Source organism: Massilia eurypsychrophila (assembly GCF_002760655.1).
GTDB lineage: Bacteria > Pseudomonadota > Gammaproteobacteria > Burkholderiales > Burkholderiaceae_D > JAFCUW01.
Map to the genome: position 1 here is coordinate 414,946 of NZ_PDOC01000001.1, position 13,133 is coordinate 428,078.

The following is a 13,133-nucleotide window of genomic DNA, read 5'->3' on the forward strand; positions in this document are numbered from 1 at the left end:
AATACTACAGACATTTACAAACCAATGCTACAAAAATAGCAAGTTTTTTAGGTCCGCCAGAGCCCGCCCTAGCGTGCATTTCACGAAACAATAACAAGGTACACTGGAAAAACCCCGATATCAATGGGCCTTTATCGATCGATAGAGTCCACCAACAGGAGAGTGGCGATGGCAGATGCGCTGGCAACTGACTGGGGATTAATTCCCGGTAACAATAAGGAGATCGCCCTGGTGCGCGAGCGGTGCCGCCGGCTGGTGCGCAAGCGCGCGACGATGGCGGCCGGTTTTTCGGCCATCCCGGTGCCGGGGCTGGACGTGGTGTCGGACCTGTCGCTGTTTACCCGCCTGGTCGACGAGGTCAACGAGCAGTTTGGCCTGACGCAAGAGCAGGTCGACCGGCTGCAGCCGAAGTTTCGCCTGATGGCGTACGAAGCGGCCGTCAGCGTCGGCGGCATGCTGGTCGGCCGGCTCGTCACGCGCCAACTGCTGCTGAAGGTATTCAGGATGGTCGGCGTCAGGATCGCCAGCAAGACCGCGGCCAAGCTGGTGCCGATCGCCGGCTCGCTGGTGTCGGCGGCGATCGGCTTCGCCATGTTCAAAAAGCTGGGCTACCAGCACGTGGAAGCGTGCGCCCGGGTCGCCGACCAGCTGCAGGTCGCCCGCCCGGCGTAACGCCGGCGCGGCGGCCCGGCAGATCAGGCGTCCGGCAGCACCACGTTGACCTCGAGGACCTCGAGGTTGCCCTGGCGGTCGAGCGAGAGCTTGATGTTGTCGGCGCTGACCTTGGTGTACTTCGAGATCACCTCGATCAGCTCGCGGTGCAGGGCCGGCAGGAAATCCGGTCCGGCCCGGCCGGTGCGTTCGCGCGCGATGATGATCTGCAGACGTTCCTTGGCTGCGGTCGCGGTTTTCGCCTTGGGGGGGAACAGGAAAGAAAGCAGGGCCATATCACTTCGTCCCAAAGATACGCTGCAGGAATCCTGGCTTTTCATAGCTGGTAAACCGCAGCGGCAGGTCGGCGCCAAGGAAGCGCGAAACCACGTCTTCGTATGCCTCGGCGACGTCGGTGCCCTTGAAATGGATCGCCGGATTGCCCTGGTTCGAAGCGTGCAGCACCGATTCCGATTCCGGAATGATGCCGATCAGCGGAATGCGCAGGATTTCCTGCACGTCCTGGTACGACAGCATCTCGTCGTTCTCCACCCGCTTCGGCGAATAACGCGTGATCAACAGGTGCTCCTTGACCGGCTCGGCGCCGGTCTGGGCGCGGCGCGACTTGGCCTGGATGATGCCCAGGATGCGGTCCGAATCGCGCACCGACGACACTTCCGGGTTGGTGACGATGATCGCTTCGTCGGCGAACGTCAGCGCCATCAGGGCGCCGTGCTCAATGCCGGCCGGCGAATCGCAGACGATGTACTCGAAGCCCATGTTGATCAGGTCGTGCAGCACGCGCTCGACGCCTTCTTCCGACAGCGCGTCCTTGTCGCGCGTCTGCGATGCCGGCAGGATGAACAGGTTCTCGCAGTGCTTGTCCTTGATCAGCGCCTGGTTCAGCGTCGCTTCGCCGTTGACGACGTTGATCAGGTCATACACGACGCGCCGCTCGCAACCCATGATCAGGTCGAGGTTACGCAGGCCAACGTCGAAGTCGAGTACCGCGGTCTTGTGGCCGCGGCTCGCCAGGCCGGTGGAAAAGCTGGCGCTGGAGGTGGTCTTGCCGACGCCGCCCTTGCCGGATGTCACAACAATAATTCGTGCCACTTATAGGTCCTTTGAAGTGTTGGGAGATAAGGCTCGAGCCATTAGGCTCGGGAAGCCGGACTGAGCGATAGTATATCGATTCGGTCCCCCACTAATCGGATTTGCGCCGGCTGGCGCGCCATCTCGGGCGGGAAGCCGTCGTCGAAGGTGCGGTACACGCCGGCAATCGAAACGAGCTCGGGTTGCATGGACAGCGCGAAGATGCGCGCCTCGGCATTGCCCGAAGCGCCAGCGAGCGCGCGCCCGTTGAGCGGTGCATAAATATGGATGCTGCCGTCGGCGATCACTTCGGCGCCGTTGTTGACGGCGGCGGTGATGATCAGGTCGCAGCCACGCGCATAGATGCGCTGGCCGGCGCGCACCGGGGTGTCGATGATCATCGCGCCGGGCGATACGACTGCGGTGACCGCCGCCGGTACCGGCGTTGCCGCTGCCACCGGCGTTGCAACAGCCGCCGGCGCACTGGCCGGCGCGTCGTCGGCGCGCGGCTTGGCGCCGCTGCTGCCGTCGTCGAGCGACAGGCCGCGCGCGCGGATGGCGTCGGCCATCGCCGGCGTGGCGCCGCGCACGGCGACCGCGTTCAGGCGGTATTTCTTGAGCAGGTCGACCAGCGCGCGCCAGTCGATGGCCGGTGCGCCCTCGGCAATCGCGCCGACGTCGATGACGGCAAACTCATCTTCAAAAAAGTCCGACACGCCACCGGTCATTTGCTTCAATGCAGCGTCGATGGCCAGCGGGTCGGCCGAGTGAAGGATCGCCGAGATGGCGACGACGGTGGAAATCTTGATTTCGATAGGCAGTTTGGAACTTTTTTGCATAGACCGAGTTCGTGAGAGTTGGGCAGGTGTCGCCCAATTGCTGCAGGCCCGTGCATTCTACTGTGAAATTTGCTGGAGGGGGAGTGTTTGCAAGGTGGTTCCGCTTGGCAACAAACCCTAGGGCCGCTTGGCTCGCCGCAAGGTTGGCCCCTGCGCCGATGAACTGCGGCGCGAAATTTCAGCCTAACGATAAAGACAGCTTTCCTTTCGTGAATAAGCTGATAAGATTGATCGTGCTCAGATTCCGACATGAACCGAAAACTACCATGGATCCTTTGCCGCTTCGGGCACTCCCGGTTTTCGATGGCTGCAGCAACGGCGGCGCGCCGACCTGGCGCGCGCCGATGCCGGAGCTGCCGCCGCCGGCCACTCCCGGCGCCGCGGCGCACCGGCCAGCCTTGCCGGACACGTAGCGCCGGCGCCTTCCGCCTTTGGGCCGGACGCCGACTTGACAACCACACTGGCCCAGCGCCAGCAAAACTCGGAGATTGACATGGAAGAAGTCGTAATCGTGGCCGCAGGCCGCACCGCCGTCGGCAAGTTCGGCGGCACACTGGCGAAGATCCCGGCCGTCGAGCTGGGCGCGCAAGTCATCAAGACGCTGCTCGAGCGCATCGGCGTCGATCCGGGCACTGTCGACGAAGTCATCATGGGCCAGGTGCTCACCGCCGGCGCCGGCCAGAACCCGGCGCGCCAGGCCAGCATCAAGGCCGGCGTGCCGAACATGGTGCCGGCAATGACCATCAACAAGGTCTGCGGCAGCGGCCTGAAGGCGACCCACCTGGCGGCCCAGGCCATCATGTGCGGCGACGCCTCGATCGTCGTCGCCGGCGGCCAGGAAAACATGAGCGCCTCGCCGCACGTGCTGCCCAATTCGCGCGACGGTTTCCGCATGGGCGACGCCAAGCTGGTCGACACCATGATCACCGACGGCCTGTGGGATGCGTTCAACCAGTACCACATGGGCGTCACCGCCGAAAACGTCGCCAACAAATACGGCGTCTCGCGCGCCGAGCAGGACGCGTTCGCGCTGGCCTCGCAGCAGAAGGCCGAAGTTGCCCAGAAAGAGGGCAAGTTCAAGGATGAGATCATCGCCATCGAGATCCCGAGCAAGAAGGGCGCCGTGATGTTCGATACCGACGAGTATCCGAAGCACGGCAGCACGATCGAGGCGCTGTCGTCGCTGCGCCCGGCTTTCAACAAGGAAGGCAGCGTCACCGCCGGCAATGCCTCGGGCCTGAACGACGGCGCCGCCGCGGTCATCATGATGTCGGCGTCGAAGGCGAAGGAGCTGGGCCTGAAACCGCTGGCGCGCATCAAGGCCTACTCGTCGGCCGGCATCGATCCCGCCATCATGGGCATGGGCCCGGTCTCGGCGGCCAAGCTGTGCCTGAAAAAAGCCGGCTGGACCCACGAGCAGGTCGACCTGATGGAAATTAACGAAGCGTTCGCCGCCCAGGCAGTTGCGGTCAACAAGGAAATGGGCTGGGACACCAGCAAGATCAATGTCAACGGCGGCGCCATTGCGCTCGGCCACCCGATCGGCGCCTCCGGCGCGCGCGTGCTGGTGACCTTGATTCACGAAATGATCCGGCGCGACGCCAAGAAGGGACTTGCCATCCTGTGCATCGGTGGCGGCATGGGCGTCGCGTTGGCAATCGAGCGGGATTGATACCCGATTTTTTAGCAGTAGAAACGCACGACGGAGGAGACAAAAATGGCTAGAGTTGCATTAGTAACCGGCGGTATGGGTGGTCTGGGCGAAGCGGTGTGCATCAAGCTGGCCGCGCTCGGCTATACGGTAGTGACGACGTATTCGCCAGGCAGCACCAAGGTGCAGGGCTGGCTCGCGTCGACGCGCGACATGGGCTTCGATTTCAAGGCCTACGAGTGCGACGTCGCCGACTACGATTCGTCGGCCGCGTGCGTGGCGAAGATCGTCGCCGAAGTGGGCGAGGTCGATGTGCTGGTCAACAACGCCGGCATCACGCGCGACATGACGTTCAAGAAAATGGACAAGCCGAACTGGGACGCAGTGATGCGCACCGACCTCGACTCCGTCTTCAACATGACCAAGCCGATCTGCGATGGCATGGTCGAGCGCGGCTGGGGGCGGATCATCAACATCTCGTCCGTCAACGGCCAGAAGGGCGCGTTCGGCCAGACCAACTATTCGGCCGCCAAGGCCGGCATGCACGGCTTTACCAAGGCGCTGGCGCTGGAAGTGGCGCGCAAGGGCGTCACCGTCAACACCATCTCGCCCGGCTACATCGGCACCAAGATGGTGATGGCGATTCCGCAGGAGGTGCTCGACACCAAGATCATCCCGCAGATTCCAATGGCGCGCCTGGGCAAGCCGGAAGAAGTGGCCGGCCTGGTCGCTTACCTGTCGTCGGACGAAGCGGCCTTCGTCACCGGCGCCAACATCGCCATCAACGGCGGCCAGCACATGTCGTAAGCGTTCGTCGTTACACGAAAGACCGTCGTGCCCGCCACTGGCGGGCACGACGCTTTTAAGTCGACGTATTCCTGTGAGGAACGTATGACGCTGAGTGCCAAACCCTACCTGCGCGACATCTCGATGCGCGACGATGACGACATCGACCTCGATCGCTACCCCTTCAACATCCCCGCCGTGCGCGACCTGAACCGCCTGTCGTTCCACCCTGACGTGACGTTTTTCGTCGGCGAAAACGGCGCCGTCAAGTCGACCATGCTCGAAGCGATTGCCGTGGCGATGGGCCTGCCGGCCGAAGGCGGCTCGCGCAATGTCTCGCGCCAGCAGCAGGAGGTATCGCCGCTGCAAAGCGTGCTGCGCCTGTCGAAGGGCTTCAAGGCGCCGCGCTGGTCGTACTTCCTGCGCGCCGAAAGCGCCTTCGACGTCATCAGCTACATCGACGAGACCTGGAAGGATTCGTTTCCGCGGCGGCCGCCCCCGGTGTCGCTGCACAAAAGTTCGCACGGCGAAGCGTTCATGCAGCTGCTGCTCGACCTTGGCCCCGACGGCTTTTACCTGCTCGACGAACCGGAAGCGGCGCTGTCGCCGAACCGCCAGCTGGCGGCGCTGTCGGCCATCGACCAGCTGGTCAAGCGCGGCTCGCAATTTATCATCGCCACCCATTCGCCGATCCTGCTGGCCTACCCAAACGCTAAAATCATGGTGTTCGACCAGGCCGGCCTGTCCGAGGTCGCCTACGAGGACACCGAGCACTACGCGGTCACCCGCGATTTCCTCAACCACTACCAACGGCGCATCGAGCAGCTGCTCGGCGACGACGAGGACGACGAATGAACTCTTTGCCCCACGGCGGCCTGGCGCTGGCAGCACTTGACGAACAGCTGCTGCAGCCCGGCGTGAAAGGGCTGCCGATCACCGCGCCGCTGCGCCAGGGCGCGCTCGGCGTGCAAGGCTGGAACGTGCTGCGCGGCGACACCAGCTTCCCGGTCGCGCTGCTCAAGGCGTCGGCGCTGCGCCACAATCTCGACTGGATGCGGCGCTTCTGTGCGCAGTACGGCGTCACCCTGGCGCCGCACGGCAAGACGACCATGAGCCCGCAGCTGTTCGGCGCCCAGCTGGCCAACGGCGCGTGGGGCATCACGCTCGCTAGCGCCACCCAGGTCCAGGTCGCGCACCGCTTCGGCGTGCGCCGCGTGCTGCTGGCCAACCAGCTGGTCGCGCGCGCCGACATCAACAGCGTGCTGCAGCTGATGCACGACGATCCGGCGTTCGAGTTTTTCGCGCTGGTCGACTCCGTCGCCGGCGTCACGCGGCTGGCCGATGCGCTGGCCGACCATCCACTGGCGCGCCCGCTGCCGCTGCTGGTCGAGCTGGGCCTGGCCGGCAAGCGCGCCGGCTGCCGCACCGACGCCGAAGCGATGGTCGTGGCGCGCGCGGTGGCCGCCGCGCCCAACCTGCAGCTGGCCGGCATCGAGGGTTACGAGGGCTTGCTGGTGTCGGACCAGCGCGACGACGACCTGCGCGCGGTGAACGACTTCGTCGCGCGCCTGGCCGCGCTGGCCCGCGCCTGCGACGAGGAGCGCCTGTTCGGCGGCGCCCAGATTGTGCTGTCGGCCGGCGGCTCCGGCTACTTCGACCTGGTCGCGCGCGGCTTCGCCGGCATTGAAGGCATGTCGCGTCCGGTGCTGGCGGTACTGCGCAGCGGCTGCTACCTGACGTCCGATCACGGCTCCTACCTGCGCCAGATCGGCGAACTCGACGTGCGCGAGGAAGGCCATGCGGCGCTTGGCGGCGCGGCGCTGCAGCCGGCGCTGGAAGTGTGGAGCGTGGTGCAGTCGCGGCCCGAACCGGGCCTGGCGATCCTCGGCATGGGCAAGCGCGACGCCTCGTACGACATCGAGCTGCCGATTCCGCTGGTGTGGCATCGCCCCGGACCCGGCGCGCCCGAGCCACTGCCGGCCGGCTGCGCCATTGTCAAGATGAACGACCAGCACGCCTACCTGCAGCTGCCTGCCGGCTTTGATCTGGAAGTGGGCGACCTGGTCGGCTGCGGCATTTCGCATCCGTGCACCACGTTCGACAAATGGCCGCTGCTGCTGGCGGTGGACGACGACTACGCAGTGCGCTACGCGATCAATACCTTCTTCTGAGTGCTGGCCGGCAGGGTACAATCGCGGCTCCACCATGATGAGAAACGCCATGCACGAGAGCCCGCCATCGCTGTTCCCGCCGATCCAGCCGAACCGGCACGGCATGCTCGACGTCGACCCGCTGCACAGCATCTACTGGGAAGAAGTCGGCAATCCCGACGGCGTACCGGTGCTGTTCCTGCACGGCGGCCCGGGCGCCGGCCTGTCGCCGCAGCACCGCCGCTTTTTCGATCCGCAGCACTACCGCGTGATCCTGTTCGACCAGCGCGGCGCCGGCAAGTCGACGCCGCTGGGCGAATGGCGCAACAACACCACCCAGCTGCTTATCGAAGACATTGAAACGCTGCGCGTCAAATTCGGCATCGAACAGTGGCTCGTGTTCGGCGGCTCGTGGGGTTCGACCTTGGCGCTGGCATACGGCCAGGCGCATCCGCAGCGCTGCCTCGGCTTCGTCTTGCGCGGCATTTTCCTTTGCACCGCCGCCGAGATCGACTTCTTTATCAACGGCGTGCAGTCTTTCTATCCTGAGCTCTACGATGAATTCATCGCGCCGATTCCCGAAGCCGAGCGCGGCGACCTGCTCAAGGCCTACACCACGCGCATGCTGTGCGACGACCCGGCGAGCTACTGGCCGGCGGCGCGCGCCTGGAGCCGCTTCGAAGGCCGCCGCGTATTCCTGCTGCCGCAGCCGGAAGACCCGGCGTCGGACACGCTCGACCTTGGTGTCGGCCGGCTCGAGTCGCACTACATGAGCCACCTTGGTTTTTTCGACGAGGGCCAGCTGTTGCGCGACATCGGCCGCATCGCGCATTTGCCGGCGGTGATCGTGCAGGGACGCTACGACGTCATCTGCCCGCCGGTGTCGGCCTACCGGCTGCACCAGGCCTGGCCGGGATCGCGGCTGCGCATGATTGCCGACGCCGGCCACGGCGCGCTCGAAACCGGCATCGCGCAGGCGCTGGTGGCGGCCACCGAGCAGTTCAAGCGGCTGGGCCGATTCGAATGAATATCCAGATCAGCGATATCGGCCACGTGATCCAGCTGGCGATCGCGCCGGTGTTCCTGCTCACCGGCGTGGCCACCAAGCTGACGGTGCTGACGAACCGGCTGGCGCGCATCATCGACCGTTCGCGCGTGCTCGAAGACCGGCTCCAGGTCAACCACGACATCCAGTACACGGCCGAACTCGACATCCTGTACGGCCGCGCGCACCTGATCAACGCCGCCATCACGCTGTCGACCGCCTGCGGGCTGCTGATCTGCGTCGTCATTGCGATGCTGTTCCTGGGCGACACCACCAGCCTGCCGCTCGACCGCTACATCGCCGCCTTCTTCGTGCTGGCGATGGTTGCGCTGATCGGCAGTTTCTGCTTCCTGCTGCGCGAGATCTTCATCGCCTCCAAACACATGCGCATCGCCCATGTCGCGCGCCGCGCGCGTGGCCGCTGATCGCGCCCACACCATTACCGGATCAATTCACACCATGCACGACTACAAACGCCCACCAACCCTCCACCGCTACGGCCAGCGCGCCGAACTCGAACTGGCGCTGCGCGAAGGCCAGTTCCGCCTGGTGCCGGCCAATCCCTTCATGACGCTGTCGTTTTCCACCGTCTGGGACAAGTCGCTGTTCGACCTGCTCGGCCAGGCCGACAGCTGCCTGGTCATTCATAACACCGACGCATTCGGCGAGATGCTGCACCGCGCAGTGCAGAAGGTGCTGCCCACCTGGGCCGGCATCGACGGCGAAGTCGAATACGGCGTGCGCGCCGCGCTCGGCGCCGCGTTCACCAAGTCGAGCGCCGAAGCGCACGAACACGAGTGGCTGTTCGCCTGGCGCCCAATGACGCCGCAAAGCAGGATGAATCCGCTGACGATCAAGATCGGCAGCATCGAGTCGTTTGCCGAACTGCGCGAGCGCGATAGCTACCAGGCGTAAGGCCGCGAGGGTTGTCTAGTCGGTGCGGTCGAGGCGCTGCAGCACGGCGGCCATCATCTTTTCGATGTCGCCGCGGATCAGGTTTGAGCCGAGCATCCCCGGCACATGGAACTTCGGCGCCAGCGTGCCGCTGTAGAGCACCCGCGTGCCGCCCGTCTGCGCCACCGGCACCAGCTGCCAGGTGCAGCGGTAGACCCGCATGTCGCCGTCCACCAGGCTGATGTCGATCTGCGTGATCGGCTGCTCGCGCACCTGCACCACCAGGCGGATCTCGCGCCGCAAGAACAGCAGGCGCGCTTCGCCGAACTGCTCGATGACCGCCTCGTCGCCGCTGCGCGAGATCACCCGCGCGCTGCGCAGGTCGGGCACGAATTCGGGCATGCGCTCGTAGTCGGTCAGGATGCGCCACACCGCCGCCGGCGCCGCCGCTACTTCGCCGCGCGCGCTGATCTGGTAGACCTTGCCGTCGGCGCCGTCGACCCGCTCGACGCTGACGTCGACCGCAGGCTGCGCCAGCGCCGGCAGCGCGGCAGCCATCATCAAACAAAAGCACAGTCGCGCGATCATGGTCTTAGCCTACGGTAAAGCGTTGCGGCTGACAAGCGTGCGCCCGTGTCGTCAGCGTCAACAACACCGGGGTCTGACCCAGAAAACGGGTCAGCCCCCTCGGCGAGCGCCGCGGCTTGTCAAAATTTAGAAGCCGGCGTCTACGGAAGTGGGTTTTAATGCGGTTGTGCCGCGCACTCGCGCGGCAACCCCTCTTGAAGCGCCCATGACCGCCACTTACCCGCACCTGCTTGCTCCGCTCGACCTTGGTTTCACCACGCTGCGCAACCGCGTCATCATGGGCTCGATGCACACCGGCCTCGAAGACCGCTTCTACAATTACGGCAAGCTGGCCGAGTTCTACCGCGAGCGCGCCCGCGGCGGCGTCGGGCTGATCGTCACCGGCGGCATCTCGCCGAACATGCAAGGCTGGCTGCTGCCGTTCGGCGGCACCCTCAACTTCGCCGGCGACGTCCTCAATCACCGCCGCGTCACGCGCGCCGTGCACGAGGAGGGCGGCAAGATCCTGATGCAGATCCTGCACGCCGGCCGTTACGGCTACCAGCCGCTGGTGGTGTCGGCGTCGGGCGTGAAGTCGCCGATCTCGCCGTTCAAGCCGCGCGCGCTGACCGAACGCGGCATCGCCAGGACGATTGCCGCCTACGCACGCTGCGCCCGGCTGGCCAAGCAGGCCGGCTACGACGGCGTCGAAGTGATGGGTAGCGAGGGTTATCTGCTCAACCAGTTCCTGTGCGCGCGCACCAACCAGCGCCAGGATGCCTGGGGCGGCAGCATCGAAAACCGCATGCGCCTGCCGGTCGAAATCGTCAAGCGCATCCGCGCCAAGGTCGGCCCCGACTTCATCATCATGTACCGCCACTCGCTGCTCGACCTGGTCGACGGCGGCAATACCTGGGACGAAGTGGTCGCCGTCGCCCGCGCGCTCGAACTGGCCGGCGTCACCATCCTCAACACCGGCTTCGGCTGGCACGAAGCGCGCGTGCCGACCATCGTCACCTCGGTGCCGCGCGGCGCCTTCGCCAGCGTGGCCGGCCGCCTGCGCCGCGAAGTGAGCATCCCCGTGGTGGCGTCGAACCGCATCAACATGCCGGCCGACGCCGAGGACATCCTCGCCCGCGGCGACGCCGACATGGTGTCGATGGCGCGCCCGTTCCTGGCCGACCCCGAGTTCGTCGCCAAGGCCGCCGCCGGCCGCGCCGACGAAATCAACACCTGCATCGGCTGCAACCAGGCCTGCCTCGACCACACCTTCGCCAACAAGCGCGCCAGCTGCCTGGTCAACCCGCGCGCCTGCCACGAGACGGAGCTGGTGTATGCGAAAACGTCCGCGCCGAAAAAGGTGGCGGTGGTCGGCGCCGGCCCGGCCGGGCTGTCGGCGGCGACGGTGGCGGCCGAATGCGGCCACGACGTCACCCTGTTCGACGGCAGCGACAGCATCGGCGGCCAGTTCAAGATCGCCATGCAAATCCCCGGCAAGGAAGAATTCAGCGAGACGATCCGCTATTTCGGCCGCCGGCTGGAGCTGCTCGGCGTGAAAGTGATGCTGGGCCAGCGCGTCACCCGCGAACAGTTGCTCAAGGGCGGCTTCGATGACGTCATCGTCGCCACCGGCATCAAGGTGCGCATGCCGCCGATCGAAGGGATCGGGCATCCGAAGGTGCTGTCGTACGTCGACGTGCTGCAGCATAAGGCGCCGGTCGGCAAGCGCGTGGCGATCATCGGCGCCGGCGGCATCGGCTTCGACGTCGGCGAATACCTGCTGCACGATCCGTCGCACCGGTTGCCGGTGCCGATCGCCGAGTGGACGCGCGAGTGGGGCGTCGACCTGGCAGCGACCACCAAGGGCGGGCTGGTGAAGCCGGCCGATCCGGCGCCGGTGCGCCAGCTGTACCTGATGCAGCGCAAGGCATCGAAGCTTGGCGCCGGCCTGGGCAAGACCAGCGGCTGGGTGCACCGCGCCACCTTGCAGCGCAACGGCGTGGTGATGATGGCGGGGGTGCAGTACGACAAAATCGACGACCAGGGCCTGCATGTCACCGTCGGCGGCGAGCGCAAGGTGATCGAGGTGGACAACGTGGTGATCTGCGCGGGACAGGACAGCCTGACCGAACTGATGCCGGCGGAAGGGGAGAGTGGCGGGCCGCGCTTTCACAAGATTGGCGGGGCGGCGCTGGCAGCGGAGCTGGATGCGAAGCGGGCGATCAGGGAAGGTGCCGAACTGGCGGTGAGCTTGTGAAGTGCGGGTCTGACCTAGGTCAGACCACATCTACAGCGTGTTAGTTCCCGATGATCGGCACGTTTGCGATATCGGGTTATTTTTTGCGGACGACGACGCAGCCGATCGAGTAGCCGGCGCCGAACGAGCAGATGACGCCGAGCGCGCCAGCCGGCATGTCGTCCTGGTGCTTGTGGAAGGCGATAATCGAGCCGGCCGACGACGTGTTGGCGTAGGTGTCGAGAATGACCGGCGCCTCGTTCGGCTCGGCGTCGCGTCCGAGCAGCATCTTGGTGATCAGGAGGTTCATGCTCAGGTTGGCCTGGTGCAGCCAGAAGCGCGATACTTGCGCCACTTCGAGGCCGGCCGCCGCCACCGTGTCGCGGATCATCTCGGCGGCCATCGGGCACACTTCCTTGAACACCTTGCGGCCTTGCTGGCGAAACAGCTTGTCGGCCTTGCCGACGCCGGATTCGTCGAAGCGGTTCATGAAGCCGAAGTTGTTGCGGATGTTGTTGGAGAACTTGGTCTTGAGCTTGGACTCGAGGATCTCGAACTGGTGTTCGCCGACTGCGTTGTCGGCGCCTTCGATGACGATGGCGGTGCAGGCGTCGCCGAAGATGAAGTGGCTGTCGCGGTCGCGGAAGTTCAGGTGGCCGCTGGTGATTTCGGGATTGAGCACAAGCGCGGCGCGGGCCTGGCCGCTTTGCACGGCCGCCATCGCGGTCTGGATGCCGAACGTGGCCGACGAGCAGGCAACGTTCATGTCGAAGCCGTAGCCGTCGATGCCGAGCGCTTCCTGCACTTCGACCGCCATCGCCGGGTAGGCGCGCTGCATGTTGCTGCAGGCGACGATCACCATGTCGATGTCGGCGGCGACGCGGCCGGCGCGCGCGAGCGCCTGGCGCGCCGCGGCGACGCAGATTTCGGCCTGCAGCGACAGTTCGTCGTCGGGCCGCTCGGCGATGCGCGCCGTCATGCGGGTCGGGTCGAGGATGCCTTCCTTTTCCATCACGTAGCGCGACTTGATGCCGGACGCTTTTTCGATGAAGGCGGCGCTCGAGCCTTCGATCGCGGCGACGTCGCCGGCGGCAATCGCGGCGGCGTTGTCGGCGTTGAACAGTTCGGCGTAGGCATTGAAGGCGACCACCAGTTCTTCGTTGGAGATGGAGTGGGTTGGCGTAAACAGGCCAGTGCCGCTGATGACGACTTGTTTCATGTT

Annotated in this window: 15 protein-coding genes; 10 read left to right on the top strand and 5 right to left on the bottom strand. The window is 65.4% G+C overall.

Features of this window, described 5'->3' with window-relative positions:
- Window positions 1-168: 168 nt before the first annotated feature.
- Window positions 169-672 carry a hypothetical protein gene (locus CR105_RS01965; RefSeq protein WP_099786740.1) on the top strand — a complete coding sequence of 168 codons (504 nt, stop codon included), beginning with the start codon at window positions 169-171 and terminating at the stop codon, window positions 670-672.
- A gap of 23 nt (window positions 673-695) precedes the next feature.
- Here the strand turns inward: CR105_RS01965 and minE are convergent, their stop codons facing one another.
- The 3 genes from minE to minC are packed head-to-tail and all read right to left on the bottom strand — an operon-like array spanning window position 696 to window position 2,582.
- Window positions 696-947, bottom strand: coding sequence for a cell division topological specificity factor MinE (minE, locus tag CR105_RS01970; RefSeq protein ID WP_099786741.1), 252 nt, complete (start codon window positions 945-947; stop codon window positions 696-698).
- 1 nt (window position 948) lies between these two features.
- Window positions 949-1,764 (bottom strand): septum site-determining protein MinD, encoded by an 816-nt coding sequence (gene minD / locus CR105_RS01975; RefSeq protein ID WP_099786742.1) that lies wholly within the window; start codon window positions 1,762-1,764, stop codon window positions 949-951.
- 41 nt (window positions 1,765-1,805) lie between these two features.
- On the bottom strand, window positions 1,806-2,582 hold the full coding sequence (gene minC, locus CR105_RS01980; RefSeq protein WP_099786743.1) for a septum site-determining protein MinC: 777 nt from the start codon (window positions 2,580-2,582) through the stop codon (window positions 1,806-1,808).
- A gap of 266 nt (window positions 2,583-2,848) precedes the next feature.
- Here minC and CR105_RS28165 point away from each other — a divergent pair, with 266 nt between their 5' ends.
- The 8 genes from CR105_RS28165 (at window position 2,849) to CR105_RS02015 (ending at window position 9,129) form a co-directional block, all read left to right on the top strand.
- Window positions 2,849-2,995 (top strand): hypothetical protein, encoded by a 147-nt coding sequence (locus tag CR105_RS28165; RefSeq protein ID WP_180288057.1) that lies wholly within the window; start codon window positions 2,849-2,851, stop codon window positions 2,993-2,995.
- 80 nt (window positions 2,996-3,075) lie between these two features.
- A complete protein-coding gene (locus CR105_RS01985; protein ID WP_099786744.1) occupies window positions 3,076-4,254 on the top strand; it encodes an acetyl-CoA C-acetyltransferase in 1,179 nt (392 codons plus the stop codon).
- Window positions 4,255-4,299: 45 nt separating this feature from the next.
- Entirely contained in the window at window positions 4,300-5,040 is a 741-nt protein-coding gene (gene phbB, locus CR105_RS01990) for an acetoacetyl-CoA reductase (RefSeq protein WP_099786745.1), read from the top strand.
- Between the two features lie 84 nt (window positions 5,041-5,124).
- Window positions 5,125-5,874 carry an AAA family ATPase gene (locus tag CR105_RS01995; RefSeq protein WP_099786746.1) on the top strand — a complete coding sequence of 250 codons (750 nt, stop codon included), beginning with the start codon at window positions 5,125-5,127 and terminating at the stop codon, window positions 5,872-5,874.
- Entirely contained in the window at window positions 5,871-7,190 is a 1,320-nt protein-coding gene (locus CR105_RS02000; protein ID WP_099786747.1) for an amino acid deaminase, read from the top strand. Before CR105_RS01995 ends, CR105_RS02000 begins: the two co-directional genes overlap by 4 nt.
- Before the next feature lie 49 nt (window positions 7,191-7,239).
- A complete protein-coding gene (gene pip / locus CR105_RS02005; protein ID WP_099786748.1) occupies window positions 7,240-8,196 on the top strand; it encodes a prolyl aminopeptidase in 957 nt (318 codons plus the stop codon).
- Window positions 8,193-8,639: a DUF2721 domain-containing protein gene (locus CR105_RS02010; RefSeq protein ID WP_099786749.1), complete on the top strand. Its 447-nt coding sequence runs from the start codon at window positions 8,193-8,195 to the stop codon at window positions 8,637-8,639. Before pip ends, CR105_RS02010 begins: the two co-directional genes overlap by 4 nt.
- A gap of 34 nt (window positions 8,640-8,673) precedes the next feature.
- The gene (locus CR105_RS02015; protein ID WP_099786910.1) at window positions 8,674-9,129 is read left to right on the top strand and encodes a hypothetical protein; all 456 of its coding nucleotides are present in this window, start codon (window positions 8,674-8,676) and stop codon (window positions 9,127-9,129) included.
- A gap of 15 nt (window positions 9,130-9,144) precedes the next feature.
- Here CR105_RS02015 and CR105_RS02020 read toward each other — a convergent pair whose 3' ends face one another.
- Window positions 9,145-9,696 (bottom strand): SRPBCC family protein, encoded by a 552-nt coding sequence (locus tag CR105_RS02020; protein WP_099786750.1) that lies wholly within the window; start codon window positions 9,694-9,696, stop codon window positions 9,145-9,147.
- A 205-nt stretch (window positions 9,697-9,901) separates the two neighbouring features.
- Here CR105_RS02020 and CR105_RS02025 point away from each other — a divergent pair, with 205 nt between their 5' ends.
- Entirely contained in the window at window positions 9,902-11,932 is a 2,031-nt protein-coding gene (locus CR105_RS02025) for an NADPH-dependent 2,4-dienoyl-CoA reductase (protein ID WP_099786751.1), read from the top strand.
- A gap of 76 nt (window positions 11,933-12,008) precedes the next feature.
- On the opposite strand, the gene CR105_RS02030 is transcribed toward CR105_RS02025, so the two are convergent.
- Complete coding sequence (locus tag CR105_RS02030) at window positions 12,009-13,130, bottom strand: beta-ketoacyl-ACP synthase III (protein ID WP_099786752.1); 1,122 nt, start codon at window positions 13,128-13,130, stop codon at window positions 12,009-12,011.
- Window positions 13,131-13,133 lie beyond the last annotated feature (3 nt).

Coding starts and splice junctions, on each gene's coding strand:
- CR105_RS01995 (WP_099786746.1), top strand. CDS start 5,125: ATGACGCTGAGTGCCAAACCCTACCTGCGCGACATCTCGATGCGCGAC.
- pip (WP_099786748.1), top strand. CDS start 7,240: ATGCACGAGAGCCCGCCATCGCTGTTCCCGCCGATCCAGCCGAACCGG.
- CR105_RS02020 (WP_099786750.1), bottom strand. CDS start 9,696: ATGATCGCGCGACTGTGCTTTTGTTTGATGATGGCTGCCGCGCTGCCG.
- CR105_RS02000 (WP_099786747.1), top strand. CDS start 5,871: ATGAACTCTTTGCCCCACGGCGGCCTGGCGCTGGCAGCACTTGACGAA.
- minE (WP_099786741.1), bottom strand. CDS start 947: ATGGCCCTGCTTTCTTTCCTGTTCCCCCCCAAGGCGAAAACCGCGACC.
- CR105_RS28165 (WP_180288057.1), top strand. CDS start 2,849: ATGGATCCTTTGCCGCTTCGGGCACTCCCGGTTTTCGATGGCTGCAGC.
- CR105_RS02030 (WP_099786752.1), bottom strand. CDS start 13,130: ATGAAACAAGTCGTCATCAGCGGCACTGGCCTGTTTACGCCAACCCAC.
- CR105_RS01965 (WP_099786740.1), top strand. CDS start 169: ATGGCAGATGCGCTGGCAACTGACTGGGGATTAATTCCCGGTAACAAT.
- CR105_RS02010 (WP_099786749.1), top strand. CDS start 8,193: ATGAATATCCAGATCAGCGATATCGGCCACGTGATCCAGCTGGCGATC.
- phbB (WP_099786745.1), top strand. CDS start 4,300: ATGGCTAGAGTTGCATTAGTAACCGGCGGTATGGGTGGTCTGGGCGAA.
- minC (WP_099786743.1), bottom strand. CDS start 2,582: ATGCAAAAAAGTTCCAAACTGCCTATCGAAATCAAGATTTCCACCGTC.
- CR105_RS01985 (WP_099786744.1), top strand. CDS start 3,076: ATGGAAGAAGTCGTAATCGTGGCCGCAGGCCGCACCGCCGTCGGCAAG.
- CR105_RS02025 (WP_099786751.1), top strand. CDS start 9,902: ATGACCGCCACTTACCCGCACCTGCTTGCTCCGCTCGACCTTGGTTTC.
- CR105_RS02015 (WP_099786910.1), top strand. CDS start 8,674: ATGCACGACTACAAACGCCCACCAACCCTCCACCGCTACGGCCAGCGC.